Origin of the sequence: Prosthecobacter sp. (assembly GCF_020439865.1) — a bacterium.
In the GTDB taxonomy this organism is placed as follows: Bacteria; Verrucomicrobiota; Verrucomicrobiia; order Verrucomicrobiales; family Verrucomicrobiaceae; genus Prosthecobacter.
Map to the genome: position 1 here is coordinate 1 of NZ_JAGRPF010000060.1, position 25,668 is coordinate 25,668.

The 25,668-nt window shown below is 60.3% G+C and carries 23 protein-coding genes and 1 pseudogene; 16 read left to right on the plus strand and 8 right to left on the minus strand.

The annotated features are described in order from the left end of the window. Positions 1-506, minus strand: a pseudogene (locus KDL09_RS05860) (4-hydroxy-3-methylbut-2-enyl diphosphate reductase); the annotation flags it as partial. A 20-nt stretch (positions 507-526) separates the two neighbouring features. After that, a complete protein-coding gene (locus tag KDL09_RS05865; protein WP_294382632.1) occupies positions 527-1,150 on the minus strand; it encodes a L,D-transpeptidase in 624 nt (207 codons plus the stop codon). A 113-nt stretch (positions 1,151-1,263) separates the two neighbouring features. On the opposite strand from KDL09_RS05865, the gene KDL09_RS05870 reads away from it, so the two are divergent. The 13 genes from KDL09_RS05870 to KDL09_RS05930 all read left to right on the plus strand — a co-directional run bounded on the left by KDL09_RS05870 (position 1,264) and on the right by KDL09_RS05930 (position 15,491). Further along, on the plus strand, positions 1,264-2,961 hold the full coding sequence (locus tag KDL09_RS05870) for a GspE/PulE family protein (RefSeq protein WP_294382635.1): 1,698 nt from the start codon (positions 1,264-1,266) through the stop codon (positions 2,959-2,961). Between the two features lie 37 nt (positions 2,962-2,998). Next, the gene (locus KDL09_RS05875; protein WP_294382637.1) at positions 2,999-4,228 is read left to right on the plus strand and encodes a type II secretion system F family protein; all 1,230 of its coding nucleotides are present in this window, start codon (positions 2,999-3,001) and stop codon (positions 4,226-4,228) included. Between the two features lie 65 nt (positions 4,229-4,293). Then, complete coding sequence (gene gspG / locus KDL09_RS05880; RefSeq protein WP_294382640.1) at positions 4,294-4,746, plus strand: type II secretion system major pseudopilin GspG; 453 nt, start codon at positions 4,294-4,296, stop codon at positions 4,744-4,746. A 3-nt stretch (positions 4,747-4,749) separates the two neighbouring features. Beyond that, positions 4,750-5,463, plus strand: coding sequence for a prepilin-type N-terminal cleavage/methylation domain-containing protein (locus tag KDL09_RS05885; RefSeq protein WP_294382643.1), 714 nt, complete (start codon positions 4,750-4,752; stop codon positions 5,461-5,463). Continuing rightward, entirely contained in the window at positions 5,460-5,861 is a 402-nt protein-coding gene (locus KDL09_RS05890; protein ID WP_294382646.1) for a hypothetical protein, read from the plus strand. The genes KDL09_RS05885 and KDL09_RS05890 overlap by 4 nt, the downstream gene beginning before the upstream one ends. Beyond that, on the plus strand, positions 5,836-6,816 hold the full coding sequence (locus KDL09_RS05895) for a type II secretion system protein (RefSeq protein ID WP_294382648.1): 981 nt from the start codon (positions 5,836-5,838) through the stop codon (positions 6,814-6,816). Before KDL09_RS05890 ends, KDL09_RS05895 begins: the two co-directional genes overlap by 26 nt. 89 nt (positions 6,817-6,905) lie before the next feature. Further along, positions 6,906-7,763 (plus strand): type II secretion system protein GspK, encoded by an 858-nt coding sequence (locus tag KDL09_RS05900; RefSeq protein WP_294382651.1) that lies wholly within the window; start codon positions 6,906-6,908, stop codon positions 7,761-7,763. A 111-nt stretch (positions 7,764-7,874) separates the two neighbouring features. Then, positions 7,875-9,092, plus strand: a complete 1,218-nt coding sequence (locus tag KDL09_RS05905) for a hypothetical protein (RefSeq protein ID WP_294382653.1) — start codon at positions 7,875-7,877, stop codon at positions 9,090-9,092. Between the two features lie 18 nt (positions 9,093-9,110). Next, complete coding sequence (locus tag KDL09_RS05910) at positions 9,111-9,674, plus strand: GspMb/PilO family protein (protein WP_294382657.1); 564 nt, start codon at positions 9,111-9,113, stop codon at positions 9,672-9,674. A 2-nt stretch (positions 9,675-9,676) separates the two neighbouring features. Next, the gene (locus KDL09_RS05915; RefSeq protein WP_294382660.1) at positions 9,677-10,450 is read left to right on the plus strand and encodes a hypothetical protein; all 774 of its coding nucleotides are present in this window, start codon (positions 9,677-9,679) and stop codon (positions 10,448-10,450) included. A 47-nt stretch (positions 10,451-10,497) separates the two neighbouring features. After that, positions 10,498-13,128, plus strand: a complete 2,631-nt coding sequence (locus tag KDL09_RS05920; protein ID WP_294382663.1) for a secretin N-terminal domain-containing protein — start codon at positions 10,498-10,500, stop codon at positions 13,126-13,128. 90 nt (positions 13,129-13,218) lie between these two features. Beyond that, positions 13,219-14,286, plus strand: coding sequence for an enolase C-terminal domain-like protein (locus tag KDL09_RS05925; protein WP_294382664.1), 1,068 nt, complete (start codon positions 13,219-13,221; stop codon positions 14,284-14,286). Beyond that, positions 14,283-15,491 (plus strand): M20/M25/M40 family metallo-hydrolase, encoded by a 1,209-nt coding sequence (locus KDL09_RS05930; protein WP_294382669.1) that lies wholly within the window; start codon positions 14,283-14,285, stop codon positions 15,489-15,491. Before KDL09_RS05925 ends, KDL09_RS05930 begins: the two co-directional genes overlap by 4 nt. A gap of 31 nt (positions 15,492-15,522) precedes the next feature. On the opposite strand, the gene KDL09_RS05935 is transcribed toward KDL09_RS05930, so the two are convergent. Beyond that, positions 15,523-16,506 carry an SMP-30/gluconolactonase/LRE family protein gene (locus tag KDL09_RS05935; RefSeq protein WP_294382671.1) on the minus strand — a complete coding sequence of 328 codons (984 nt, stop codon included), beginning with the start codon at positions 16,504-16,506 and terminating at the stop codon, positions 15,523-15,525. Between the two features lie 152 nt (positions 16,507-16,658). On the opposite strand from KDL09_RS05935, the gene KDL09_RS05940 reads away from it, so the two are divergent. Then, positions 16,659-17,150, plus strand: coding sequence for an FKBP-type peptidyl-prolyl cis-trans isomerase (locus tag KDL09_RS05940; RefSeq protein ID WP_294382674.1), 492 nt, complete (start codon positions 16,659-16,661; stop codon positions 17,148-17,150). A 3-nt stretch (positions 17,151-17,153) separates the two neighbouring features. Here the strand turns inward: KDL09_RS05940 and KDL09_RS05945 are convergent, their stop codons facing one another. From KDL09_RS05945 to KDL09_RS05965, 5 genes are all read right to left on the minus strand, one after another. Next, entirely contained in the window at positions 17,154-18,458 is a 1,305-nt protein-coding gene (locus KDL09_RS05945) for a PQQ-binding-like beta-propeller repeat protein (RefSeq protein ID WP_294382677.1), read from the minus strand. A 91-nt stretch (positions 18,459-18,549) separates the two neighbouring features. Continuing rightward, complete coding sequence (locus tag KDL09_RS05950) at positions 18,550-20,229, minus strand: ribulokinase (protein WP_294382680.1); 1,680 nt, start codon at positions 20,227-20,229, stop codon at positions 18,550-18,552. 145 nt (positions 20,230-20,374) lie between these two features. Beyond that, the gene (locus tag KDL09_RS05955; RefSeq protein WP_294382682.1) at positions 20,375-21,943 is read right to left on the minus strand and encodes an excinuclease ABC subunit UvrC; all 1,569 of its coding nucleotides are present in this window, start codon (positions 21,941-21,943) and stop codon (positions 20,375-20,377) included. A gap of 50 nt (positions 21,944-21,993) precedes the next feature. Continuing rightward, the gene (locus KDL09_RS05960) at positions 21,994-23,946 is read right to left on the minus strand and encodes an adenylate/guanylate cyclase domain-containing protein (RefSeq protein ID WP_294382685.1); all 1,953 of its coding nucleotides are present in this window, start codon (positions 23,944-23,946) and stop codon (positions 21,994-21,996) included. Positions 23,947-24,002: 56 nt separating this feature from the next. Next, positions 24,003-24,476, minus strand: coding sequence for a hypothetical protein (locus KDL09_RS05965; protein WP_294382689.1), 474 nt, complete (start codon positions 24,474-24,476; stop codon positions 24,003-24,005). Positions 24,477-24,603: 127 nt separating this feature from the next. On the opposite strand from KDL09_RS05965, the gene KDL09_RS05970 reads away from it, so the two are divergent. Both KDL09_RS05970 and KDL09_RS05975 read left to right on the plus strand, forming a co-directional pair. Further along, a complete protein-coding gene (locus KDL09_RS05970; protein WP_294382690.1) occupies positions 24,604-25,218 on the plus strand; it encodes a superoxide dismutase in 615 nt (204 codons plus the stop codon). Positions 25,219-25,296: 78 nt separating this feature from the next. Further along, the gene (locus KDL09_RS05975) at positions 25,297-25,614 is read left to right on the plus strand and encodes a hypothetical protein (protein WP_294382692.1); all 318 of its coding nucleotides are present in this window, start codon (positions 25,297-25,299) and stop codon (positions 25,612-25,614) included. Positions 25,615-25,668 lie beyond the last annotated feature (54 nt).

Below are 25,668 nucleotides of genomic sequence, written 5' to 3' on the forward strand. Positions count from 1 at the left end.
CCGGTTTTGGCATACTGCCGAACGCGCTTCCACACGCTCATGACGTCCCCGCATGTTGTATCGACCACCATGCAGCCACGTTCTCCGATGAGCTTCATCAAGCGTGTCTCGGCACCGAAAGCCGGCACAATGACCACATCCTCATTCGTCATCGTGGCGACCATGGCCTCGTGATCCACGTTCGGAATGCTGACCACGCCCATCTCCGTGAGCTGACGGTTCACCTCCTGATTGTGGATGATCTCTCCCAACAGGAACACACGGCGGTCCGCAAACACTTTGCGAGCCGCGTAGGCGAGATCGATCGCGCGCTCCACGCCATAGCAGAAGCCAAAATCGCGGGCGAGCCGGATCGTGGTCCCGCCGATGGTGATCACGCTGCCTTTGGCGCGGATCTGCTCAACGATGTGGCTCCGATAATGCGTCTCCACCTCAGCCTGCACACGCTCCATGACCTCCGGTGTGCGAACGTTCACACGACGGGCGGCTTGAGCGGGAGCAGACATGAGTGCGGAGATAAAACGGCTCAGTAGTACATTTTGCCCTTGGCGGCGTCTTCGAAGACCTTGTTGCTCAGCATGTAGGAGTCTGGCGGGTCGGCGAGGCTGCTGTCATCAAGCACGGGAAGAGTCTTGCCAATCGTGGCGTCTTCAGGCTGGGACTCGGCGATGTTGAGCGGAGTTCCGGTGCGGACCATGCTGAAGATTTTCTGAGCCGACTTGATCGGCAGACGAACACAGCCGTGGGTACACGGATAGGGCTTCACCCAGCCCCAGTGCATGCCATAAGCGGACTGGAACTCCATCCAGAAGGTCATCGGATAACCGGCTCCCGGGGAGCTGACGCGGCGGCGGTTCGCCACCTTGCTGTAGATGGTGAAGTTGCCCTTGGGGGTCGGGGTGCTCGCAGTACCGACGGAACATGGCGTGGCAAGCAACACTTCGTTTCCTTCCATCACATAGACGCGCTGGGCACCGGTGCTCATTTTCACCCGCACATTCGCCGGATTCTTCACCGCCTTGGCGGGCGGATCGAAATGGACCGAGTAGTTGCCTTTCTTGACGGCGGCGCAGTTGCTCATGGCGAGAGCGAGACCGGCGAAGGCGAGGGCCTTGAGGGATTGGCGGAGGATGTGAGGGGTGGTGTTCATGCAGGCTGCGATGTAGCACACGTTTCCAGTGGCTCCACAGATTTTCTTTCTCCAGCAAGGTCTTGCGGTGCGAGCGAAACTTTGTCCTCCTGTCCGCGTTCTATCGCACCCACATGCCTTCCCCTTCCCTGATCGACGTCCTCGTCCGCACTGCTGCCAGCGCTGGATGCGCCGAACCCACCCGCCTGCGTCACGCGCTCGAACTCGCCGCAGACAAGCATCAGCCGCTCATGGATGCCGTGGTGGACAGCACGATGGTGGATGAAGACGCCTTTTTCGCCCAGCTCGCCACCGGTCTCGGCCTTCCATACGCTGAAAACGGTGTCGGCGAAGCAGCAGAAGGTCTGCACAGCCGCTTCCCCGCCAAGCTGGCACTCAGACACCGCATTTGCCCGGCTCAGGTTGCGAACAACGAGGTGACGATCCTCACCTACAACCCCTTTGACCTCAGCGCCCGTCAGGCGGTCGGTCAGGAACTGCGCAAGCGTGTCCACTGGCAGATCGCACCGCGGCACCGCATTCTTGAAGCCTTGCATCAAGGCTACGGCGTGGGCGCTGAGAATTTCGAAGAACTGCTCGAAGGCCGCGAAAGCGGTGATGATCACGACGATCTCAAACAGGAGACGACTGTGCTCGACGAAGCCGACGAAGAGGCCACGGTGATGAACTTCGTAAATCAGGTGTTCCGCGAGGCGCTCAAGGAACGCGCCACGGACATTCACGTGGAGCCGCTGGAGCGCGACCTGCGCATCCGTTACCGCGTGGACGGCAAGCTTCTCGAAGTGCCTGTCCCACCCAATATGCGTTTGCTGCAGGCCTCGCTCATTTCGCGACTCAAGATCATGGCGCATCTCGATATCGCCGAGCGTCGCATGCCGCAGGACGGCCGCATCAACCTCGAACTCGACGGCGAGCCCATCGACGTTCGTGTGGCGACAATCCCGAGCGTGAACGGTGAATCCGTGGCGCTGCGCCTGCTGACGCGCAAAAAGTTCGACCTCATGGCTCTCGGGCTCGACGACAAGACCGAAGCCACCATTCGCAAACTGCTCGCGGCTCCGAACGGCATCATTCTCGTCACCGGCCCCACCGGTTCCGGTAAATCGTCCACGCTTTACACTTTCCTCAAGGAACTGAACACGAAGGAGCGCCGCATCGTCACCATCGAGGATCCGGTGGAAAACAAGCTCGACGGCATCATTCAGATCGCGGTGAAGCCGGAAATCGATCTCACCTTCGCCGCCGGACTGCGCAGCATTCTGCGCGGTGACCCGAATGTCATCATGGTGGGGGAAATGCGCGACCAGGAAACGGTCGAGATCGCCATTCGCGGTGCGTTGACGGGCCACTTGGTGTTTTCGACGCTCCACACGAACGACGCCGTCGGCGGCATCTCACGCCTCCTCGACATGGGCATCGAGCCGTTCATGATTTCTTCTTCGGTGCGCGCCTTCCAGGCCCAGCGACTTGTCCGCACCCTGTGTGGCATTTGCAAACAGCCTGCCCATCATGAAGACAGCCACTTGCGCACCATCGGATTCCCCTTGGAGTGGAAAGGCAAGCTGTTCAAGCCCGGCGGCTGCCGCTCCTGCCGCAACACCGGATTTACCGGTCGTCTGGCCATCATGGAGATCTGTCTCATGTCCGAAGCGCTGCAGGACAAGATCAACAACCGAGCCAACAGCATCGAGCTCAAAGCCCAGGCGCTCAAGGACGGCATGGTCCCCATGCGGCAGTACGGCTTCCGCAAGGCCGCGGAAGGTGTGACAACCATCGAGGAAGTCATGACCGTGACAGCCGCCAGCGAGTAAGATTGAAACCCAAATTCGCTGAGTTTAATAGAGCGCCATGCCCGCCTTTGCCTACACCGCACTCACCTCCACCGGACAGACTGTCACCGGTTCCGTCACGGTGGGCTCACGGGCCGAGGCATTCCGAAAAATCGAAGCGCAGTCGCTGACGCCGGTCAAAGTCACCCAGGAGGAGAAGTCGGATGCAGCCAAGACGAAAGCGGCGGCGGACGAAGGGCCGGTGAAGTTGAAGCGGGCACAGCTCATCCTATTCACCGAAGAACTCGCCGACCTGCTCGATGGCGGGCTACAGATTGACCAGGCTTTCCGAGTGATGCAGGAACGGCAGGAAGCGGACGCGCTGCGCCGCATCGCGAGCACGATGCGCAATGAACTGCGTGAAGGCTCCACCGTAGCCAAGGCGCTCAGGAAGGCATCGCCGAGCTTCGACGATCTTTACTGCAATCTGGCCGCCGCCGGTGAAGTCAGTGGTTCCCTGCCAAGCATCCTGCGCCGCCTTGCCAACAACCTTGCCGTGATGGCCGATCTGCAGGCCAAGGTGACTCAGGCGATGATCTATCCGGCCTTCCTGATCGGAGCGTGTGTCGTCCTCATGATCGTGTTCATGACGTTCATGGTGCCGCAGATCATGGATCTGATGGGCAAAAACGGCCAGAAGCTCCCGGCCGCCACGCAACTGCTCATCAGTTTCAATCATTTCATGGGCCAATGGTGGTGGGCGATCGGCGCCGCCATCACGGCCGCCGTGCTCACCTTCCGCGGCTACATCTCCAGCCCCGCAGGCCGCATGTGGTGGGATGAGACCAAGCTCAAACTCCCGCTGTTCGGAGCAATCATGAGCATGAGATTTTACGCTCAGTTCGCACACTCGCTCGGCAACCTGATCACGAACGGCGTGCCGCTGCTCAACAGCATCCGCCTCGTATCCAAAATCTCCGCCAACGTCTTCATCCAGTCCCTGCTCGCCAAGGTCACCGCGCTGGTGTCAGAAGGCGCGCCCCTTTCCAACGCCCTGCGCAAAGTCGGCAGCTTCCCTCTCCTGCTGGCCGACATGATCGCCGTGGGCGAGCAGACCGGCCAGCTCGGCAAATCGATGGAAAAATGCGCCGTTCGTTACGACAAGGAGCTCGACAAACGTATCAAACGCATGACGGCAATGATCACCCCGATCATTCTCGTCGTCATGGCCATCATGGTCGGCACCGTAGCTTACTCTATCGTCGCCGCAATCGCCCAAAGCGTCACCGGCATCCGAGGTGGCGGTTAAAGGCACGAAACCATCCCTATTTCCTCCTGTTCATCCCTTCAGAAATCCTGTTCAATTCCCCAGTCATGAAAATCCGTCCATCGAACACCCAGACCCGCCAAGCCGCCGCCTTCACGCTCATCGAAATCGTGATCACGCTGACCATCATCGCCATCCTGGCCTCCGGCTCGATCTACCTGCTCAAAGGCCAGATCGACTCCGCCAAAGACACCCGCGTGGACAGCGACCTTCAGGCCATCGGGCTCGCCCTGCAGTCCTATGAGTCCCGCGCCCTGCGCATGCCCACGACCGAACAGGGTCTGCATGCTCTGGTGGAAAAACCGACCATCGAGCCGATCCCTGAGAACTACCGCGCCTTCATGGAGGAAATGCCCAAGGATCCGTGGGGTCAGGAATACAAGTACCGTTTCCCCGCCCAGAAATCGAAGAAGCCGTATGACGTCTGGACCGTCGGAGCAGACGGACAGGACGGCACTGAAGATGACATCGGCAACTGGAAGAAGACGGCGGCCAAGTGATTCATGAAACTCAAATGTCTGAGCACGAAGAACAGCCATGACGCAGATGATCCCCTCATCACCCGTCATTCGCCGATTTCCTCCCGTGTCTCTGCATCTCGAGGATTCACACTGGTCGAAATCATCATCGCTCTGACCATCGTCGCTGTTCTAGCGGCGGCGACGGTCCCCATGCTGAAGGGCTTCCGCGAAGAACGTCTGGCGCGTGAGCCGGTCACAGCGCTGGTCAATCTCGCGCGTGAAGCGCGCCTGCGTGCAATGACCGAGAAACGCCCGTATCAGGTGGTGTTTCACAGCGGTGGATTCACGGCCTCACGTTATTTCAATCCATATCTCCAGCTTGCCGAACTGCAGGAGTTCATGGAGGCAGGGCAGAATCATCCCGAAGAGCAGGCCACCTTCGACAAGAACGATCTCGACAACGGCGGCAGCGTGACCAAAACCACCGAACTGCCTCTGGCCCCTCCAGCGCCGAAGTATGACGAGTACTGGTCGGAGAAGTACGAAATGCCGGCGGACATGAAGTACGCAATCCAATTCTGGTATGACACGGAGCCAACCTATCTGGAAGGCGACATCGTCAGACTGTGGGTTTTTCAACCAAGCGGCATCTGCCAGCCGCTCAAGGTCCATGTTGAAAGAGAGTCCGCCACCTTCGATGTGGAGTTCGCGGCACTCACGGCGGACATCGTGAAGGAGAGTGTTGATCTGCGATGAAAACCAGCACCACAGGCCGCCGCAAGGGCTACATCCTGTTCGAACTGGTGATCGCGTTGACGATTTTCGCCCTCGCAGTTCTTGGCCTGGCCAAGTCGTTGAACCAGGCGCTGGAAACGGCCAATCTCCTGAAGCGGGATCAGATCATCCGAATAGGGATGCGCAATTTTTTGGAGGAGATCCGACGCAAGCCGCTCACCGAAATGAGCACCTCGCAGATGGACACAACCTACGGGGTCACCTACACCAGCAGCACCGAGCCGGTGACGCTCAGAACGACCAGCGGCGGCACCCTCAGCGACATCTACAACCTCACCATCAAGGCGACCTCCTCTTTTGATGGTGTTCCGCAGGAAGACACACTGAACGTCTATGTGTACAAACCCGCCCAGAAATAGAGCGAGCTCCGCGTTCACTCTGATCGAGGTTGTGATCGGGATCACGATTCTCTCGATGATCACCGCGACCCTGTTTGCGATCATCCGGGGCTCGGTCCGAGGTGCTGCAGAGATCGAGCACCTCCAACGGGAGAGCGACTCCGTGAACCGCTTTATTGAGCTGAGCCGGCGCACGTTCACCACTCTGCCCAGCACCGCCACGCTGACGCTCAAGCTCGTGCAAAACACAGAGCCAATCATCCAGGAACTAATGATCACCGGAGCCCCCGACTGCTTCCCCTTTGGCATGAACCCCATCAGCCTCAAGGACACAACATTGCGAATGCGGCCGCATCCGGATGGCCTGACCGACACGAATGGAATGCCGCTAAACTATCTGTCACTCTCGCGGGAAGACCTGATCCCAAAAACGGATGACCGTCAGACCGGCATCCGCGAGGCCACCACAGGCCTGTATGCCCCGGACGAAGAGGGCCGCTATTGGATGCCGCTGCTGCCAGATGTGGTGTCCCTGAGATGGCGCTTTTACGTCGAGAAGGAAGAGACGTGGTATGAAGAATGGAGCAAATCGGAATGGCCGGACCTGATCGAGGCGCAGCTCGTGCTCAAAGATCGTACTCTGCCGATCCGCATGGTTTACACTGTGCCGGTGATCACGATCACCGCTGGCAGAACCCCCGCCCCATCAACAAGCAGCAGCAGCAGCACCAGCCAGACGTCCAGCACCGGCACTGGTGTAGGAGGTGGTGGACGTGGCGGCCCTGGAGGTGGCGGCCCTGGAGGTGGTGGTCCCGGAGGTGGTGGTCCCGGAGGTGGTGGTCCCGGAGGCGGCCGTGGTGGCAGTGACGCTTCCGGTGGCCGTGGTGGCCCAGGTGGAGGAGGTCCGCCAGGAGGCGGTGGACCTCAGGGTGGCGGTGGCGCCCCTGTTTCAGGCGGAGGAGGTGGTGGACGATGAAAACGCAACTGTCATTCGCCGGCAGGAATCATCCCGGTGCTCGTGAGAAGGGTTCAGCTTTGATGCTGATGATCTGGGCCATCCTTCTCATGTCCGTGACCGTCATGGGAGTGGTGGAATACATCACCTTCAGTGCCGAAGAGTCCAAACTGGCCGCCTATCAGTTCCGTGCGCTACATTTGGCGGAAAGCGGAATCGCCGTCGGCCTGCATCCGAGCACCCGGCGCGGCGACCTCGTGCTGAAACAAAAGATCGGCCCGGACAGCGGTTTTGATGTCGTGATCAATTACGAAGGTGCACGCATTCCGATCAACTACGCCACCGACGAACGGCTGCGAGAGGCGATATACAATCTGTTCATCTACTGGCAGCTCAATGCCGAGGATGCCGGCATCGCCGCGGATTCACTGGCCGACTGGGTGGACAATGACAACAACCAGCGTGCCAACGGGGCGGAGGCCGAGTACTACAAGAACCTCGGCATTTATGATGCCCCGCGGAATCAGGGCTTTGCCCGCGTCGATGAAATGCTGCTGGTGCGGGGCATGGATGCCGTGGACCGCAGGAAACCCGACTGGCGCGAATACTTCAGCATCTACGGTGAAGGCCAGATCGACCTGCGAACTGTGTTCAAGGACGTGCTGCTGGCCGTCACGGGTGCGTCAGAGAACGATGTCACACGCTTCATCAGCGAGCGTGACGGAGCCGACGGCATCCCGGGAACCGAAGACGACCGCCGTATCCGGGACGATGAAGCCTACCAGATTCTCGGCCTCAGCGGCGACCACCTGGCGGCGATCCGAGGCATCGTCAACGATGATGACACCACCCTGCGCCGCATCACCAGCATTGGCTGGGTCGGTGACAAGCGCTCGAAAATCATCCTCGTCGTACGCCGCAATCAGGAGACCGGATCCGTGACCTATCTCGGCAGGATGGAGGAATGAGGAAAACGAAGGAGAAACAGCTCGACAACGGGCCTACAGCCTCCATTCCACTTTCGACTGTTCCGCTGCAACTTTTCGTTCCTGCGTGAGTTTATCACACCCCGCCAAACAATGTCTTTATCTGCCGCCACACTGCTTCTCCCCGCCCCTGATGCCGCCTGGCGTGTGTGGAAGCCGCGATCGAGCACCAGCGCGGAGGCGGTGGACAGCCCCTCACAGGCCTCCCATCTCTCCAAACCGCTCGTCATCGGCCTGCCTGCCGCCGCCTGCCGCACCATCGGCCTGCTGCTGCCCCAGGCGGACAACGAACTGCTGGAGCAGATCATCGTCACCCAACTCGAACGCCGCGGATTCAAACTGGAGCAGGATTCGGCTGGCAAGAACTACCGGTGGCACCTGCTGGGCCACCTCGGCGGACAGTCCATCATCAGCGTCGATCTCCTCGCCGATCCATTTCCTGAAACACTCGCCGCCGCACACGCCAGCGATTACACCGCCGCCCTGCGACTTGCACAGCTCCCGGCAGGTCACATCGTGATCATCGAGGAACAGGGAGATCTCGTTCTGGCCGCGAATCATCATGGGAAGTTATACCACAGCCACATCTTCGCACAGACGCCCGCCACCGAAGAGACTCTCGCTCTGGAGATCACCCTCGCGCGCCTGTCTCTGGAATCCGAACTGGGAACGGAAAGCATCACCGGTGTGGCGCTTGTCGGTGCCAATTTCGACCACAATCTGACTTCACGCCTCAGCTCCGTTGTGGATCTCCCGGTCCGTATCGTGGCCGATCTGCCTCCCAACACCGCGCTCGACACACGCACCTGGGGCAAAATGCTGCCTGCCGGCATTCGCGCCGCGCAGACCGCCAGCGTGCGACGCGGCAAGCTGACCCGCGCCCTTGTGCTGGGGAGCATGCTCTATCTGTCGCTCGCATTTCTTGCGTTCGCGTATTTGAGCTATCAGGAAAAACGTGCGGCAAAACTCGCGGAGGACGTTGAAGCCACGAGCGAACCCGCCGCCGCCGTGCGCAAGGCCAACGAACGCTGGAAAGCGCTGGCACCGGCCATTGAACCCAAGCGTTATCCGCTCTTCCTCCTCGCAGAAATCAATCGCATCATGCCCGGCAGCGGCATCGTGATTCGTGATTTTGAAGTCAAAGGCAACGAGATCGACATCAAGGGTGAAGCTCGCGATGCCCAGCTCGCCTTCCAGTTCATCGAAGATTTCAAAAAGAATCGCGTCCTCAGCCGCTACGAATGGACCAACCCTCGCCCTGAAGTCAAAGGCACCACCGCCACCTTCCGCGCCCAAGGCAAGCTTCCCTGATTTTCATCCTCGCCTCTCATGCCTCTCGCTCTGACCCAACGTGAAAAAAAGCTGCTGACCGCCTGCATCGGCGCGCTGCTGCTGATGGCCACGTTCATCATGCTCAAGCAGTTTCTTGACCGTCGCACCGCCGTGCTGGCGAAGATCTCTGCGTTGGAAAACGAGAAACGCGAAAATGAAGGCTACCTCGCGGACCGAGAATTCTGGGAAAAACGCGCTGAGTGGTTGAACCAGAACATGCCCTCGACCGAGAGCTTGGGAACGGCACAGGCACAGCTGCTGGAGGAAATCCAAAATGTCGCGCTGGACTACCAGCTGCAGGTGCAGAAACAGCAGCTTTTACCGGACTCGGCCGACGCCAAGGCCAACGCCGCCGTTTACCGGGAAGTCGCCGTGGAAGTGCGTCTCCGAGGCGATCAAAGCACGCTTCTCGGCTGGCTGGCCACCCTGCAGTCCCCCGAACTGTTTCAAGCCATCAAGCAGTTGGAGCTAGAAATCGATGCCCGGGCAAAGGAAAAGACCCCTCAGGTGCTCTGCAACCTCGTCCTCGCACGGTGGTTCAAGCCTGAAACCGGACTTTGACCATGAAATCGATTTCTCTGCTTCTCTTCCTTATCGCTGTCGCTTCGACAGCGAAATTGGCGTCGGCGCAGGAGTCCGCCGATGCCCTTCCTCCGTTGACCACGGCGGACCTCGTTCCCCTGCCCTCAGACGGTTTTGATCCTACGCTGCCTGAGGTTCCCGCCACCTCACCAACAGCCGCTGCGGGACCGGTCGATCCCGACCTTCCTCAGCCGTTTGATCCGGCCACTCTCACTGCCGTTGTCGAAAACTCACCTTTCACCCGCATCGTCAGCATCTCAGATTCGCTGGTGCTCACCGGCATGGCCTATGTTGATGGCAAGCCGGTCGTCACGATCTACGACAAGACCAACAAGCAGTCCCTCGTGGTCTCAGACGAACCCAACCTCAAAGGCTGGAAGCTCGTCAGCGCGCAACCGGCGGACAAGATCGACTTTGCGCAGGCCAAAATCGCCATTGGGGGAGAAAGTTTCAGCATTCGCCACAGCACCTTGGGCAAAGATGATCTGAAGAAGGACAAGAGCGAACGCCGTGACGGCCCTCCAGGTCCTCCCCCTGGCGGTGGCGAACGGTTCAGCCGCAGCAACCGGGGTCCGAGCGAAGAAGATCGCAAAAAATATGAATCCTTGTCCGACAAAGCCCGGGAGAAGTTTCGCGATGCCCTACGTGAAAAGTTCAGCGATGAAAAGTTCCGCAACGCGCCCGAAGAGGATCGCCGCAACGCCGTCCGTGCCATCTTCGACAAAATCGAGAAGCAGGACAAAGGCGGAAAATAAAACGCCTTCTGACTCGCCGACCAGCTAATCACGCACCCCAGTTTTACATGCATTGCCGTTTCCTCGCTCACACCTTCACCTTCATTGCATTCACCACCCTCGCATGTGGTCAAGCCGCATCTGATACAGCGCCAGCAGCAACACCAACAGCTCCTGCGGCACCGCCGACGTCACAACCTGCCGCCAATGGCAATGCTCCCGCTGCGCCCCAGGATGGCACCCGCCCTCCTGGAGCGTTCGGTCCAGGGGGGGGAGGCTTTCCCGGCGGTGGATTTCCAGGGGGTGGACGAGGCGGATTCGGAACGCGACGCGGCGGCTTTGGCGGTGGTGAAGGTGGCGCCCCCGGCGCAACTCCGGGTGAAGGTGAGACCTTCACCATCACGGGCGATCAGGTGATGATGCAGTTCGCCACCAATCCCGTGGCTGACATCCTCGCAATTTACGAAAAGCTCACCGGGCTGACGCTCATCAAGGACACAAGCATCTTCGAAGGTGCTCAAATCAGTCTCGTCACGCCCAAACCCGTGGCCAAGGAGGAGGCCATCAAGCTCATCGAAGCCTCTCTCCTCACCAATGGCTACGCCATCGTCACCGAACCCGGTGGCAGCAGCGCCAAAATCCTCCCGGCGCGCAGTCAAAGCGCCAACGCCGTACAGTTCTCCCACGGCGTCAAGTTCTACACCAGCCCGAAGGACATCCCAGACAACGAAAGCATCGTGTCCTACTTCATGAAGTTGGACAACCTCTCGCCCGAGGATGCCGCACAGATGCTCTCCGGCCATGTCGGTCTCGGTGCCTACGGACGCATCACCGCCGTCACCACGCCGCCTGGCCTGCTCATCACCGAAAGCGCCACAGTCGTCAAACAACTCATCAATATCCGCGATGCGGTCGACGTGGGTGACACCGGCTCCTCACTCGTCACAAAGTTTATTCCCATCCAATTCGGAGATTCCGCCACTATCGCTCAGATCATCCAGGCCACCCTCACAGCACAGGCGCAGGAGAAGGAAAAGAAAGGCATCAACACGATCCGTGGCAGCGCCAGCGACGGCCGTGGTGACAACAACAATAACAACAATCAGCAGCAGCGTCCGCAGATCGTCTACTCCGGAAGTCAGCAACAGCAGCAGAACAACCAGATGGCCCAACCCAGCGCCCAGGTGGTTGCAGACACGCGTTTGAATCAGATCCTGGTCGTTTCTTCTCCGGCGGACTACGCCTACATCGCCAGTCTCATTGCCGAATTCGACAAGCCCCTGGAGGTGGCCGAACCCTTCGAGCGAAAGCTCATGTATGCCGCAGCCCTCGATGTGCTCAGTGCCGTCGTCGATCTCCTGCAGGAAGTGAACTCAGGTACCACTCAGCTTCCGGGCGGCGGCACCATCCAGCAGCAGCGCCAGCAGGCGCTCGCCACCAACAGCAGCCAGCTCCTCGGTGGCAGAACCACCACAGGCACTCGTGGCGGCACCGTCGGCAGTACTGCCGCAGTAGGTGCCTCGGACGACGCCACAGGAACAACCTCAGGCATCGGCTCCCGTGCCGATGTCATCTCCGGGCCAACCGAGAACAACGCCCCCGTCTCCGTGCTCGTTGGCAAAACCCGCGTCGTGGCTGATCCCATGTCGAACTCCATTCTCGTCATGGGCCGCAAGGAGGACATCGACAAGACTAACAGTCTGCTCGACAAGCTCGACCGCAAGCCTGCCCAGGTGTACCTCGCCACCGTGATCGGCGAGATCACGCTCACCGACGGCATGACCTCGGGCATTGACTATGTTTCCGCTTTGAGTCGTGCAGGTGATGGCACCAACTTCAGCGCCAGCGGCTTCACCAACCGCACCGATACGCTCGCCCTCGGTGCCAGCGGAGCCCCCCCGGGCGCGGGCCGGGCGATTGGCGATCTACGCAACAATCTCATCACCACCCCCTTCGGCCCCACCAGCGGTCTGAACCTCTATGGTGCGATCGGTGACAGCCTCGAGGTCTTTGTCTCCGCCCTGGAGACCAACAACAACTTCAAAGTGCTTTCCCGCCCCTCCATCTTCGCTCTCAACAACAAGAAAGCCGTAATCACTTCGGGTCGCCAGATTCCCGTCCCCTCGCAGCAGACAACCTTTGCCAACAACAACGCCGCCCAAGGCAACACCACGACCACCATCGAATACCGGGACGTCGTGCTGAAGCTTGAGATCGTTCCGCTCATCAACGCCGATGGCGAAGTCACGCTGACTGTGTCTCAAGTGAATGACACAGTGGTCGGCACCCAGCTGGTGCAGCCCAATCTCGTCCCCATCATCGGCACCGAACAGCTCGTCACATCGGTCACCATTCCTGACCGCAACACCATCGTCCTGGGCGGACTGATCTCTGAGACTTTCGACAACAAACGCACAGGGCTGCCCGTCCTCGGCAGAATTCCCGGGCTCGGCAAACTCTTCCGAACTGACAACAACACCACAACCCGCAAGGAGCTGATCGTCTTCATCCAGCCGCAGGTCGTCACGGGGAATCCGGAACTTCGAGCAACCTCGTTGAGTGAAGACATTCGCACCAAGGTTGGCGCTGAGGCTGCCAACCGGTTTCCCCAAGTGCCCCAGCTTCCCGCCGCGACACCCGTGGCACCGGAACCGAAGAAGAATTTCTTCCAGCGCATGTTCAGCCGCAAACCCAAATAGCTGTCGCGCAGCGGTGCTCCACGTCGCCACCCTGCATGCCTCATGGAAGTCGCCTTGACCTGTGTCGCGGTTGATCGTTGACTGCGTCGCGTGCACGCCTCCCTCAAAACCCTTCACCTTCGCGAGCCTTTCCGCATTGCTCATGGCACCTCATCGACACGCCAGGTGCTCCGCATCTCGCACGGAGGGCATGTGAGCGAGGCGCCTTTCGTTCCCTATTACAGCGAAGACCCGCAGCAAACACTTGAGTTGCTCAATCAAACCATCCTCCCCGACGCACTCGGCGGAATGGCGGAATTCGCCGTTAACATCCTTCGTCACGATCTCGTCAGTGCGGTCATGCCTCGCCTGGCCTGCGCCGCCTCGCGCATCGGCACGCTCGCGCTCAATCTGCTGCATCACGACATCGTCGGTCATCGCGAGGGCCTTCCGCTGTCTGCGCATGCGCACGCACGACTCGGATCGCCAGCATCCGCCACCGCACCGCCCGGCTGCCACTCGCTCGGCATCCCGCAAAATCTCGATGTCTTCGCTGACAAGGTCTCCGCGCTCGGACAGCGTTTCCGCGTGCTCAAACTCAAACTCGGCTCCGGGGATCTCGGACTCGACGTCGCCACCGTCTCCGTCGCACGCATGGCCGCACCGGATGCGAAATTGATCATCGACGTCAACGGCGGCTGGGACATGGCAGAAGCCCCGCTGATGATCGAAAAGCTCGCCGATTACGCACCCGCTCTCATCGAGCAGCCCATCCATCACCGGCTGGGCGTCGAAGGCTGGGAGGAGTTGCGCAGCCTGCTACCAGGTCGTGCCGTGCCAATCTTTGCCGATGAAAGCGCTCAAACCGCCGAAGACCTTCCTGCGCTCGCCCCATTTGTCGACGGCGTGAACGTCAAACTGCTCAAGTGTGGCAGTTTCGACGGCGCTCTCGCCATGATCGAAGCCGCGCGACGCCACGGATTGCAACTCATGCTGGGCTGCATGATTGAAACCAGCCTCGGGGTCACCGCCGCCGCCCACCTCGCGCCATGGGTGGACTGGATCGACCTCGACGGCCATCTGCACATCACCAACGACGACTTCTCCGGCATCGAATACGACGACACAGGTTCACTTGTCATGCCCGACCGTCCCGGCATAGGCGCCATTCCACGATGACCCCTTCCATCCTGCAATCCTCGGCCGAATCACATCTGCCTGCCGCTCTCGAGCTGACGCGTCGCCTCGTTGAGATCAACAGCTTCACGGCAAACGCAGCGGGCGTCGATGCGGTAGCAAGGCTGACCGCCGAAGCCTTCGCACCCCTCGGTTTCACCCCGGCATTCGTGCCCTGTGCCATCGCCGGCACGGGGCATCATCTTCTTCTCACTCATCGTGGTCAGAGCGGCGATCCCATCGTCCTGGTCTCTCACTCAGACACCGTCTTCCCGCCTGAAGAGGAACTGCGCAATGACTTCAAATGGGATGAGCGCCCAGACGAAGGACGCATCTACGGTCCAGGCACCGTCGACATCAAGGGTGGTACTGCGTTGATCTGGCTCATGCTGCAGATTCTCCGTGACTGCGCTCCCAAAGCCTTCGAGCGTGCCCACTGGCTCTTCGCCGCCAATGCAGCCGAAGAAGTCATCGGCGACGACTTCGCCCGCGCCGTCATCCAGACCTGCGGAGGAAAAGCACGCGCGGTGTTGGTGTTTGAAGGCGGCCCCGTCGATGAACGCGGCTGGCACATCGTCACCTCGCGCAAAGGCCGCAGCACCTGGCAGCTCACCGCTGAGGGCAAGGCCGCGCATGCAGGCAGCAAGCATCACGAAGGCGTCAACGCCATCGATGCTCTCGTCCGCGTGCTGCCGGACGTCGCCGCGCTCACCAACGCCGCCGAAGAACGCACGGTGAACATCGGCATGATTCACGGCGGCACCGTCGTCAATCGTGTGCCGCATGAAGCCTCTGCCGAGTGGGAATGCCGCGCCACCGATCCCGCTGCGCTGCAGCGCGCTGATGACTTTTTCGCCAGTCTAAACGGCACCGCCGCGAATGGCGCCAAACTCAGCGCCGAATGCATCGGACGCACGGACGCATGGCCCGGCACTGTCGAATCCGAGGCGCTCTTCCACCTCTGGCACGAAGCCGCGGCAGAGATGAACCTCACCGCAGTGTCCGTCGCACGCGGCGGCTTGAGTGATGCCAACCATCTCTGGCAACTCGCCCCCACGCTCGACGGTCTCGGCCCCCACGGTGGCAATGCCCACTGTTCCGAGCGCACCGCCGACGGCTCCAAGCTGCCCGAATATGTCGAGCCCGCCACCTTCGTGCCGAAAGCAGTGATGAATGCCCTCGCCCTCACGAAGCTTCTCAGAGAATAGCGAGCCTCCTGCTACGACAGGCTCTTTGGAGTCAAAGCCCCTTCGCCAGCGTCTTCACACGCAACAGGAACATGTCCGCCGTGATGTAGAGTGTGCTGCGATCCTCGCCGCCCCACGCGCAGTTCGCTGTCGCCTGCCCGGTGAGTATGGTGCCGAGATGCTTGCCGTCCTTGCTGACGATCAGCACCCCGCCAGGGCCGGTCGTGTAGATGTTGCCGTTGGTGTCCACCTTCATTCCATCGCAGCCGCCTTTGCGATCCGCAGTCTTGAGCGACTGCGCATTGAAAAAGACGCGACCGTTTTTCGCGGTGCCATCGCCTTGCAGGTCATAGGCCATCACGCGCGTGTTCTCCTTGTCCGACACCGCCACGTAGAGCGTCTTCTGATCCGGACTCAGCGCGATTCCGTTTGGCCACTGAACATCAGACACCACCAGCGTCACCACATTCAGTGCAGCAGGATTCACCGCATACACACCATGGATCGCCAGCTCCGGCTTGCCGCCCTTCAAACCATAAGGCGGATCAGTGAAGAAGATCGTGCCGTTCTTCGCGATCACGAGATCGTTCGGGCTGTTGAAGCGCTTGCCTTCATAGCTCCAGGCCAGCGGCGTAAAGCTGCCGTCCTTCTCCAGCCGCGCGATGCGGCGTTCACCATGCTGGCAGAGCACCAAGTTGCCGTTCGCATCCACCGCGAGACCGTTGGAGCCCTGTCCGTCCGGATCACTCAGACTGCCGCTCGGCTTCAGCACCACCTTCGCCGCCGTGTCGCCTTCCTTCCATCCAAAGACCGTGTTCTCCGGCACATCCGAAAACACGATGCCTCCATCACGCCACACCGGCCCTTCCGACCAGTTGAAGCCGGACGCCAGCACCTCGATCTTCGCGTCCGGTGCAATCAACGCGTCCAGAGCAGAATCGAGCCGCTCAATCGAACCGTGAAATTCAGGAACCGGTTCCACTGCGAACGCGGCGAGGGACGTAAAGAGAAGCAGGGCTGAAGCACGCGAGATCATGAGATGAGTTGGTTGATGAAGCGCACAGTAAACGAACAAGGCGTGCGATGTTTCGAGGTAAATCCGCCCCAGTCGGTGGCGACCTGACATGCCGGCTTGACCGCAGAGAGCAAGTCGAGACACTGGACCGTCCCAGCCAACCATCCAACTCCATGATCAAGCCCGCCAAAATCATCCTTCCATCCCTGTTCCTCCTTGGTTGCAGCCAGCCGCCGAAACCTGCCCCCAAAAAAATGCCGGCGTCTCCGGCACCAACGGTCGCTGCGGCGCCGAGTCCAGCCACCGTGGGCAGCGGCATGCACACCACCGCATCAGGTCTGCAGTATGAAGTCTTGCAGCGCGGCACTGGCACAGTCTCGCCGACAGCCACCGACACCGTCACCGTCCATTATCACGGCACCTTGCTCAGCGGCACGGTTTTTGACAGCTCGGTGGAGCGTGGTTCACCGGCCACCTTCCCTCTGAACGGCGTGATCCCAGGCTGGACGGAAGGCGTGCAGTTGATGAAGGTCGGCGACAAGTTCAAGTTCGTGATCCCCCACTACCTCGCCTACGGCGGAAGCAGCCCCAGCCCCAAAATCCCGCCCTTCAGCACGTTGGTGTTTGAGATTGAGCTCCTCGCAATCAACGGATCCACCAACTAAGGCTCATCGCGCCGCGGTGGTCTTCGCGCTGCGTTTGCCAAGGCAGATGAGGCTCCTGTCGCCGCGAATGAATATCTGACCTTCGCTGAGCGCGGGAGAGGCGAAGACCTTCTCACCGAGTTCGCTTTCTGCGAGGGCCTGATACGTTTTGCCCGGCTTCACCGTGCGGAGCGTGCCTGCGTCGTTGACGAAATACACGTGACCTTCGGCGCTGGTGAGGCTGGCGTGGTGCTCGCGCATGCGCTCCTCCCACAGAATGTCACCGGTCTTCGCGTCGAAGCAGTGGCCGATGCCGGAGTCGGACACGATGAGAAAATAGCCGCCCTCGACGATGGGCGACGGCACATAGCTCACGCCCTTGTTCGTGCGCCAGACGATGTGCGTGTCGGTGACATTGCCGCTGCCGTCGGGTTTGATGGCGAGGAGATGATGCTCGGGAAAGCCGCCAGTCATGTAAAGCAGGCCGGTCTGCTCGCTAAAAACGAGCGACGCGACGAACTGCTCGGTCGGACCGTCGATCATCCACAGCAGCTTGCCGGTGCGTGGATCGTAGCTGGTAACGCACATCGTGCCGCTGAGCACCATCTGCGTGCGACCGCCGATGTCGCGAATGAGCGGCACGCAGTAGCTGCGAGTGTGGTTCGGCCGCTCGATGCGCCACAGTTCCTTGCCGTCCGTTCTGGCGAGAGCCACGATGTAGCCGTCTCCGTCGTGGTCGCAGTTCACGATGACCTTGTCTTCGAACACAACGGGGCTGGAGCAGAAACCGTGCTTGCTGGAAAAAAGCCCCGGCCGCACCTGCCAGATCTGTTTGCCGCTGAAATCATGCGCGGAAATCACCACGGTCCCCTTCGGCACTTCACCTTTGCCGATCACACGGCCCGCATTGGCTGCGCGCGTGGCGTCGGTCTCGGTATTGTCGAGGAAAGCGGTGAACACGCGCTCGCCGTCTGTCGCCGGTGTGCTGGACGCCTGACTGTTGAGGCGGTGGATGCTCTCGATGGGCGCTTTGACCACGTCCGACTGCCAGAGGACTTTGCCGGTTCCCCGATCCAGGCAGAGCAGCACGCGCTGCTCCGTCTCCGCGATCGCGGAAACGAGGAAGATTCGGTCACCCCACACAATCGGAGACGCATGGCCGCTGCCGGGCAGTTCGGCCTTCCAGGTGACATTGCCTTCGGCGGAAATCGGAAATCCCGTGTCCAGCGAGGTGCCGTCCAAACGCGGCCCGCGCCACTGGGGCCAGTTTTCGGCGAGGAGAAGCGAAGGGCTGAGAGCCAAGAGCAAAGAAAGCGTGCGCGAGATCATGGAGTGAAGCCAAACGTTTGGAAACAAGACGAGCTTGCGAGAGTGATCGCTGCCCCCTCCTGATCAAAGGTCTTTTGAGGGCAGAAGCGTCTCAGCTCTGTTTCGCTCGAATGTCCAGCAACTGCTTCATCACGTGATTGATCTTTCCGCTCCACTCGGCCGTGCCGAAAGCATCGTGCAGAGTGCGATACAGCGCATAGAGCTCGCGATAGACGGCTACGTTCTCTGGGATCGGGTGATACACCTTTTCGCGAATGGCGGTGACTTTGGATTGCAGTTCCTGCCAGGTGCCGGCTCCGGCGGCGACGGCACCGAAGATGGCGGCACCGAGGGCGCAGGTCTGCTCGCTCTGGCTGACTTTCATCGGCTTGCCGATGATGTCGGCGTAGATCTGCATGAGCGTGGCATTCTTGATGGAGAGACCGCCGGTGTTGACCACTTCCTCGACCTTAACGCCGTATTCCTCGACACGCTTGATGATGGTGAGAGCGCCGAAGGCGGTGGCCTCGATGTAGGCGCGGTAGATTTCATGCGCCTCAGTGTGCAGCGTCTGGCCCAGCAGCAGACCGGTGAGACGCACATCGACGAGGATGGTGCGGTTGCCATTGTTCCAATCGAGTGCGAGCAGTCCCGTCGCGCCGGGTTTCTGTCCTTCCATGGCCTTTTCCATGTTCACAAACTTCTCGCCGACGGTCTTGCCGTAGCTGTCTGGCACAAGGTGATTCACCAACCAGAGAAACAGATCGCCCACGGCGCTTTGTCCGGCCTCGATGCCATAGTAGCCGGGCAGCACGCTGCCGTTCACGATGCCGCACACACCGGGCACATCCGCCAGTGGCTTGCTGGTGGGTGAAATCATGAGGTCACAGGTGCTGGTGCCGAGAATCTTTACCAATGTGCCTTCCTTGATGCCCGCGCCGACCGCACCGGTGTGCGCATCGAACGCGCCGACACAAATCGCGGTGCCTTCCTTGAGCCCGAGACGATTCGCCCATTCAGTGCAGAGACCGCCGGCTTTCGTGTCGGCTGTATGAGCCTCGGAGTAAAGACGGTCGCGAAGATCAGCGAGTTTCGGGTCGAGCTTGGCGAGGAATTCTTTGTCCGGCAGCCCGCCCCACTCCGCGCTGAACATTGCCTTGTGTCCACCGGCGCAAACGGAACGCTTCAGCGTGAGCGGATCGGTGTTGCCGGAGAGCACGGCGGGAATCCAGTCGCAATGCTCAACGAAACTGAACGCGGCATCGAAGACCTTCGCGTCCACGCGGCTGAGGCGGAGGATTTTGCTCCAGAACCACTCGCTCGAGTAAATGCCGCCGCATTTGGCCATGATGTTCGGCCGCATCTCACCACCGAGCTTTGTGATCTCCGCCGCCTCGGCATGACCAGTGTGATCCTTCCACAGCCAGACCATCGCGTTGAGGTTGTCTTTAAACTCCGGCAGCAATCCCAGCGGCGTGCCGTCTTTGTTCACCGGAATCGGCGTGCTGCCCGTGGTGTCGATGCCGATGCCGACGACCTGCGATGGATCAAAGCCCGCGACATTCGTCTTCGCCTGCTCCAAGGCGCCGCGTGTGACGCTTTCCAAGCCGTCGAGGTAGTCCTGCGGATTCTGTCGTGCCACATGCGGATCCTTGGGATCGAGCAGGATGCCCATCTCGCCGCTCGGATAGTTGAACACGGTCGATCCGACCTCCGCGCCGTTGTCGAGGTCGATGAGAAGGGAGCGGCAGGAGTTGGTGCCGTAGTCGATGCCGAGGGAGTAACGCTTCATGGTTGGTTGTAAATGGAACGGAAGGGTCAATGGTTAGCAATAACCTACCGCAGAGCGAGCCAAAACCGGACAGGCTTTGTGATCTCCACATGACTGTCTTTGACGCCCCTCGGCCACAAAGGAAGCCGTCGGATTACGCGTCGACTTACCGGCTCGCCAGAAACTCCTGCACCTGCTGCGCCAGGACCTTGCTGATGCCGGGCACGGCGGCAATCTGTTCCACAGTGGCTTTGCGCAAACGGGTGACGGAACCGAAGGCCTTCAAAAGCGCAGCTTTGCGTGTCTTGCTGATGCCGGGACAGTCGTCCAGGATGCTTTCAGCCACACGCCGTCCGAGCAGAAGCTGGTGGTAACCGTTCGCCCAGCGATGCGCCTCGTCGCGGATTCGCTGCAGGAGTTTCAATGCGCCGCGTTCATGCGGGATGATGACGGGATGACTTTCTCCCGGCCGATAGACTTCTTCATGCTCCTTCGCGAGACCGATGATCGGCAGATTATGCAGTCCGAGCTTCTGCAGTTCATTCACAGCCACTCCGAGCTGCCCCTTGCCACCGTCGACGATGACCAGATCAGGCAGCGTGACGAACTTGGGATGAGCGGCGAGACGTTCGAGTGCCTCACCCGGCACCTCCTGGGAAAATTCGGCGACATCTTTCGCCAGCTTCCGGCCCTCCAGAAGGATGCGCGAGAAGCGTCGCCGAATCACCTCCGCCATGCTGACGAAGTCATTCTGACCGCTCACCGATTTGATCCGGTAGCGGCGGTAGTTGGAATTGTCCGGCACGCCGTTTTTGAAACGCACCATGCTGGCCACGCAATGCGCCGTTCCTATGTTGGCGATGTCGAAGCACTCCATGACGAGCGGTGCGCGCTCCAGATGGAGCAACTCTTGAAGCTCCTGCACATCCGCCATCGGATTGATCGTGCGGATGGCCCGGGCCCGTGCGCCACGTTCAAACGTGCGTGAGGGAATGAGCGTCTTTTTGAAATCTTCGATCATGTCCCGCAGCTCGGCGGCTTTTTCAAAATCGAGCCTCGCGGCGGCATGCTGCATCTCGTTCTCCAGCGCGGTCACGAGGTCTTTGTTGCGGCCTTCGAGGAATTCGCAGGCCTGCTCGACACGTTTCTTGTAGTCCTCCTGCGAGATGCGGGCGATGCACGGCGCCGAGCAGTTTTTGATGATGTCGTTGGAGCAGTGCTTGTAGTCTGTCTCTCCGGGCTTCAGCGGACGGCAGACACGAAGGCCGAACTTCTTGTTGAGCCAGTTGATCGTCGTTCGCAACGCCGTGCCGTGCGGAAAGGGGCCGAAGTAGCGCGCGCCGTCCTCCTTCTTGAGCCGCGTGAGCGAGAGTTTTGGCATCGCATCGCCGAAATGCACACGCACTAGGAAGTAGCGCTTGTCATCGCGAAAGCTGACGTTGTAGCGCGGGCGGAATTCCTTGATGAGCCGGCCTTCAAGAACCAGTGCTTCGGTATCATTCCGCACATGCTGCAGATCAAAATCCCAGATGCTGGCGATCAGCGCCCGCGTCTTGCGATCCGCCAGCTTCGAGCGCGCCGGAGTAAAGTAGTTCGCCAGACGTTTGCGCAGGTCACGCGCCTTGCCGACATAGATCACCTGGTTCAAACGATCGCGCATGACGTACACGCCGGGCGTGTGCGGCACGTCGCGCAGTTTGGCAAGCAGGTCGGGTTTCTGGCGGGCGTTGGACATCCTCTGGCATACGTGGCTCAGCGGCTGCGGCGGTGCAAATGCATCTCACATCAGGCGGACAGCACACGCCAGGGATACACCGCCTCGGAAATGCCCTTGAGCTGCATCGGCGGCATCGGCTGCGCCTGAACAAACGACTTCGCGTCATTATAGGTCTCCTCGTCCATCACGATCTCACCCGCTTGTGCAACGCTGCACAGACGTGAGGCGAGGTTCACACGGTGGCCGAGCACGGTGTAGCTCAGACGCTGATCTGAGCCCATGCATCCGGCCACCACCGAACCCGTGGCGAGACCGATGCCCACCTCCATCGAATGCTTGCTCACCTGATTCAGTTCGCGCCGGACCCGGAGCATGCTCAGCGCACACTGCACCGCGCGCGCCGCGTCCTCGCCGGTGCTCACCGGTGCGCCAAAGAGCACCATGATCAAATCTCCCACGAATTTATCCACGATGCCACCGTGCTGGTAGGCCACGTCGGTGAGCGCGGTCATGTGTTCGTTCAGAAGATCGATGACCTCCGCCGGCTCCATGTTCTCAGTGATCGCGGTGAATCCGCGGATGTCGCAGAACAGCATCGTCACATGACGGATCTCTCCGCCGAGGCTGCTGCTCTGCTCGATCAATTGCTGCGCCACCGTCCTGTCGGCCACGGCGTTCAGCACGCTGCGGTACTTCTCCTGCAAAGCGAGACCGTTGGCCATCTCATTGAAGGAGGCGGCCAGCCTGCCCAGTTCATCCTGACGATGGACAGGGACACGCACGTCGAAGTTGCCCTGCTCGATCTGATGCGTGCCGCTCACGATCTCGCTGATGGGCCCGGACAGCCCGTGCGAGATGTACAAGACCGCCACCAGTGCGATCAGCAGCGCCACGAGGCCAAGACCACCCACATCACGACGCAACTCGGCCAGCTCACGATCCATCGCCGCCAGCGGGTACAGGTTCACCTGCGCCGCGAGCGGAAAGGGAGACCCAGGATTCAACACGCGGTAGTAGATCTGATGACGCTCGCCATGGATCATCACCGTCATGCCGCGCTGGGTCTTGTGCGAGTGATGGATGGATTCGGCGATGTGGGCGGCCACGATGTCGCGCTCCTCCTCGGGAATGGTCGTGCTGACCAGCGCCTCCTCCACCCAGATGCCGCTCATGATTTCGCCCAGATCGGAGTGCTTCGTCTGCTCGTAGAGCGCACGCTCGGCGAGCACCTGCAGCGGCAGGCCGAAGAGAAAGGCGCCGAGGAATTTGCCGGACTTCGGATCACGCAACGGCGTGATGAAAACCTCACGCACCTGCTCATTGCGGCTCTCCTCGCCGAAGTCCACCCGCAGATAACCAATCTCCTGCTCCTTGAGAATGTCCTCGAGCTTGCGGTCTCCGAGCCACTGCAACTGACCTGACTTGCGTCGGAACTCGGCGCTGACGGAATTTGCCTTCGACGGCGACAGCAGGATGTCGCGTCCGCCCGGCCCTTTTTTGGGAGCGCTCAGAAAGTTCCCCTTAGGGTCGATGACGGAGATGTAGGGCATCTGTGAAGGCGGCAGGCGTATTCCAGGACGTGCCGCATCAGGACGGTCCTTGTCTTTGTCCTTGCCGTCTTTAATGAGCGCGCGTTGCCCAATCCCCGGTTGCATGCGCAACGCACTGTTTCCCATACGCGTTGCACCTACCGACAGTTGGCTCTGTTGGCGCTCGTCTGCCAGATCTTCGAGCAGCGGCCGCAGGATCTGGCCGGCGGCGGCAAAGTCCTGCTTGGCGACGGCCTCCAGGACATCGGGTTGCTCGGCAAACTTTTTCAAAATGGCCGAATAGGCCTTGGTGCGTTTCTCCTTGGCCACCGTGAACGCGCCGATCTGAGCTTCAAACTGCTCCTCAAACAGCTTTCGGTAGGACTCCGTGAACTTCCACTCCGCCAGCACCAGCGTCGCAATCGTGATCCCCGCCACCACCGGAAAAACGGTGAAGATGAGCTTGGCGCGGAAACTGGAGAACCACTTCATGAGGCGATGTCACGAGCGTGACGCGAAACAAACCCCGCGTCGAGCCTGAAGGTTTCTCAGCGCACGCGTTTCATCGTATACGTGCCGTGGTCCATGGAGCAGCGATAGTTCGCCTTGAACTCATCGCCCTTGATCGTGCCCTCGTAATGGTAGAGTCCGCCGGCCCAATCGGGCATCTTGTGTTCTCCTTTGAAGACAAAGGTGCCGTCCTTTTGTTTTTGCACGTTATGACTCGCCTTGTAGCTGCCGCTGAGAATCGACTTCCAGGTGGCGTGGTAGAAAAACTGCATGGGCTTGGCGCCTTTCACCGCCCCCTGAACCGGAAGGTAGGAATCAAAATCGCCGACAACACACCTGAGGTTGCCATGATGTCCGGTCTCATCACTGAGCCAGGTTCCCTTCCATTTGCCATCCACTCCTGAGGTGACCGGCGCGTTCTTCCACGCGGAGCGGAATGCGAAGCCGCACGAGGGCAGCAGAGTCATCAAAATCAGGCCGAAACCGAGGCGGAGAAGAAAAGCACGTTTCATGAGATTGGGTGCGCAAAGGAACGTCCATGCGCACCGGGCTATTTCGTGATTCCCTGCGCAACCTTCTTCTTGCCCGCGCTCGTATCCGCTCTACCTACCCGGTAACTTCAACCCCATCCCAAACACCATGGCCCACACCCTCCCCCCTCTGCCTTATCCCACGAATGCCCTCGAGCCCCACATCGACCAGCAGACGATGGAGATCCACCACGGCAGGCACCACAACGCCTACGTGACCAATTTGAACAACGCCCTCGCCGGCAACGCGGAACTCGAAGGCAAGTCCATTGAAGACCTCTGCAAAAACATCGGCAGCGTGCCGGAAGCCATCCGCGGTGCGGTGCGCAACAACGGCGGCGGTCACTTCAACCACACCCTGTTCTGGAACATCATGGGCCCGAACGCCGGCGGCGCTCCTTCCGGCGCGCTCGGTGACGCCATCAACGCCGCCTTCGGCAGCTTCGACGCCTTCAAAGAAACCTTCGCCAAGGCAGGTGCGACCCGCTTCGGCTCCGGCTGGGCCTGGCTCGTGGTGAAGGACGGCAAACTGGCTGTCACCTCCACTCCGAACCAGGACAACCCGCTCATGGACGGTTCCGGCACGCCGATCCTCGGCTGCGACGTCTGGGAGCACGCCTACTATCTCAAGTATCAGAACAAGCGCCCCGATTACATCGCCGCCTGGTGGAACACCGTGAACTGGACCGCCGTGGCCGCGAATTACACTGCCGCCCTCGGCTGATCCCGCTTCAGACGGTTCTCGTCTATCACAAAGCGCGGAACGGCCAGCCCGTCCCGCGCTTTGTCGCTTTAAAACACCATGGCACTCGTCCTCCATAAACTCCGCAGCGGCCTGATCTATTCGCAGGCCTTCGCGGACTATCTGGAGTCGAAGCACAACATCGAGCACTTCGGTCATCCGGGCGAGGTTTTGCATCTCGACTATGTGCGCTGCAGCCAGGGCGACCTCGCCGGGCAGGAATGGTGGCAGATTCTGTGGATCAGCGGCCTGCAGGCCCCGACCGAGCACCGCCATCAAATCGGCGATGTGGAGGTCTACATCCCCAAACAGGCCATGCGCGGACTGAAGAACCGCCTGCTTCACTGTGACGGGCAGAATGTGGTGGTGAAGAAATGACGAAATCAGAATTTCGAATGACGAATGAAGCCCGAATGTTCGAAATCAGAATCC

Excerpts from the sequence above, each read along its gene's own strand:
- KDL09_RS05870 (WP_294382635.1), top strand. The coding sequence starts at position 1,264 with ATGCCTTCCCCTTCCCTGATCGACGTCCTCGTCCGCACTGCTGCCAGC.
- KDL09_RS05900 (WP_294382651.1), top strand. The coding sequence starts at position 6,906 with ATGTCCGTGACCGTCATGGGAGTGGTGGAATACATCACCTTCAGTGCC.
- KDL09_RS05905 (WP_294382653.1), top strand. The coding sequence starts at position 7,875 with ATGTCTTTATCTGCCGCCACACTGCTTCTCCCCGCCCCTGATGCCGCC.
- KDL09_RS05885 (WP_294382643.1), top strand. The coding sequence starts at position 4,750 with ATGAAACTCAAATGTCTGAGCACGAAGAACAGCCATGACGCAGATGAT.
- KDL09_RS05940 (WP_294382674.1), top strand. The coding sequence starts at position 16,659 with ATGATCAAGCCCGCCAAAATCATCCTTCCATCCCTGTTCCTCCTTGGT.
- KDL09_RS05910 (WP_294382657.1), top strand. The coding sequence starts at position 9,111 with ATGCCTCTCGCTCTGACCCAACGTGAAAAAAAGCTGCTGACCGCCTGC.
- KDL09_RS05955 (WP_294382682.1), bottom strand. The coding sequence starts at position 21,943 with ATGTCCAACGCCCGCCAGAAACCCGACCTGCTTGCCAAACTGCGCGAC.
- KDL09_RS05975 (WP_294382692.1), top strand. The coding sequence starts at position 25,297 with ATGGCACTCGTCCTCCATAAACTCCGCAGCGGCCTGATCTATTCGCAG.
- KDL09_RS05890 (WP_294382646.1), top strand. The coding sequence starts at position 5,460 with ATGAAAACCAGCACCACAGGCCGCCGCAAGGGCTACATCCTGTTCGAA.
- KDL09_RS05875 (WP_294382637.1), top strand. The coding sequence starts at position 2,999 with ATGCCCGCCTTTGCCTACACCGCACTCACCTCCACCGGACAGACTGTC.
- KDL09_RS05935 (WP_294382671.1), bottom strand. The coding sequence starts at position 16,506 with ATGATCTCGCGTGCTTCAGCCCTGCTTCTCTTTACGTCCCTCGCCGCG.
- KDL09_RS05865 (WP_294382632.1), bottom strand. The coding sequence starts at position 1,150 with ATGAACACCACCCCTCACATCCTCCGCCAATCCCTCAAGGCCCTCGCC.
- KDL09_RS05965 (WP_294382689.1), bottom strand. The coding sequence starts at position 24,476 with ATGAAACGTGCTTTTCTTCTCCGCCTCGGTTTCGGCCTGATTTTGATG.
- KDL09_RS05970 (WP_294382690.1), top strand. The coding sequence starts at position 24,604 with ATGGCCCACACCCTCCCCCCTCTGCCTTATCCCACGAATGCCCTCGAG.
- KDL09_RS05930 (WP_294382669.1), top strand. The coding sequence starts at position 14,283 with ATGACCCCTTCCATCCTGCAATCCTCGGCCGAATCACATCTGCCTGCC.
- KDL09_RS05945 (WP_294382677.1), bottom strand. The coding sequence starts at position 18,458 with ATGATCTCGCGCACGCTTTCTTTGCTCTTGGCTCTCAGCCCTTCGCTT.
- KDL09_RS05920 (WP_294382663.1), top strand. The coding sequence starts at position 10,498 with ATGCATTGCCGTTTCCTCGCTCACACCTTCACCTTCATTGCATTCACC.
- KDL09_RS05895 (WP_294382648.1), top strand. The coding sequence starts at position 5,836 with ATGTGTACAAACCCGCCCAGAAATAGAGCGAGCTCCGCGTTCACTCTG.
- KDL09_RS05960 (WP_294382685.1), bottom strand. The coding sequence starts at position 23,946 with ATGAAGTGGTTCTCCAGTTTCCGCGCCAAGCTCATCTTCACCGTTTTT.
- KDL09_RS05915 (WP_294382660.1), top strand. The coding sequence starts at position 9,677 with ATGAAATCGATTTCTCTGCTTCTCTTCCTTATCGCTGTCGCTTCGACA.
- gspG (WP_294382640.1), top strand. The coding sequence starts at position 4,294 with ATGAAAATCCGTCCATCGAACACCCAGACCCGCCAAGCCGCCGCCTTC.
- KDL09_RS05950 (WP_294382680.1), bottom strand. The coding sequence starts at position 20,229 with ATGAAGCGTTACTCCCTCGGCATCGACTACGGCACCAACTCCTGCCGC.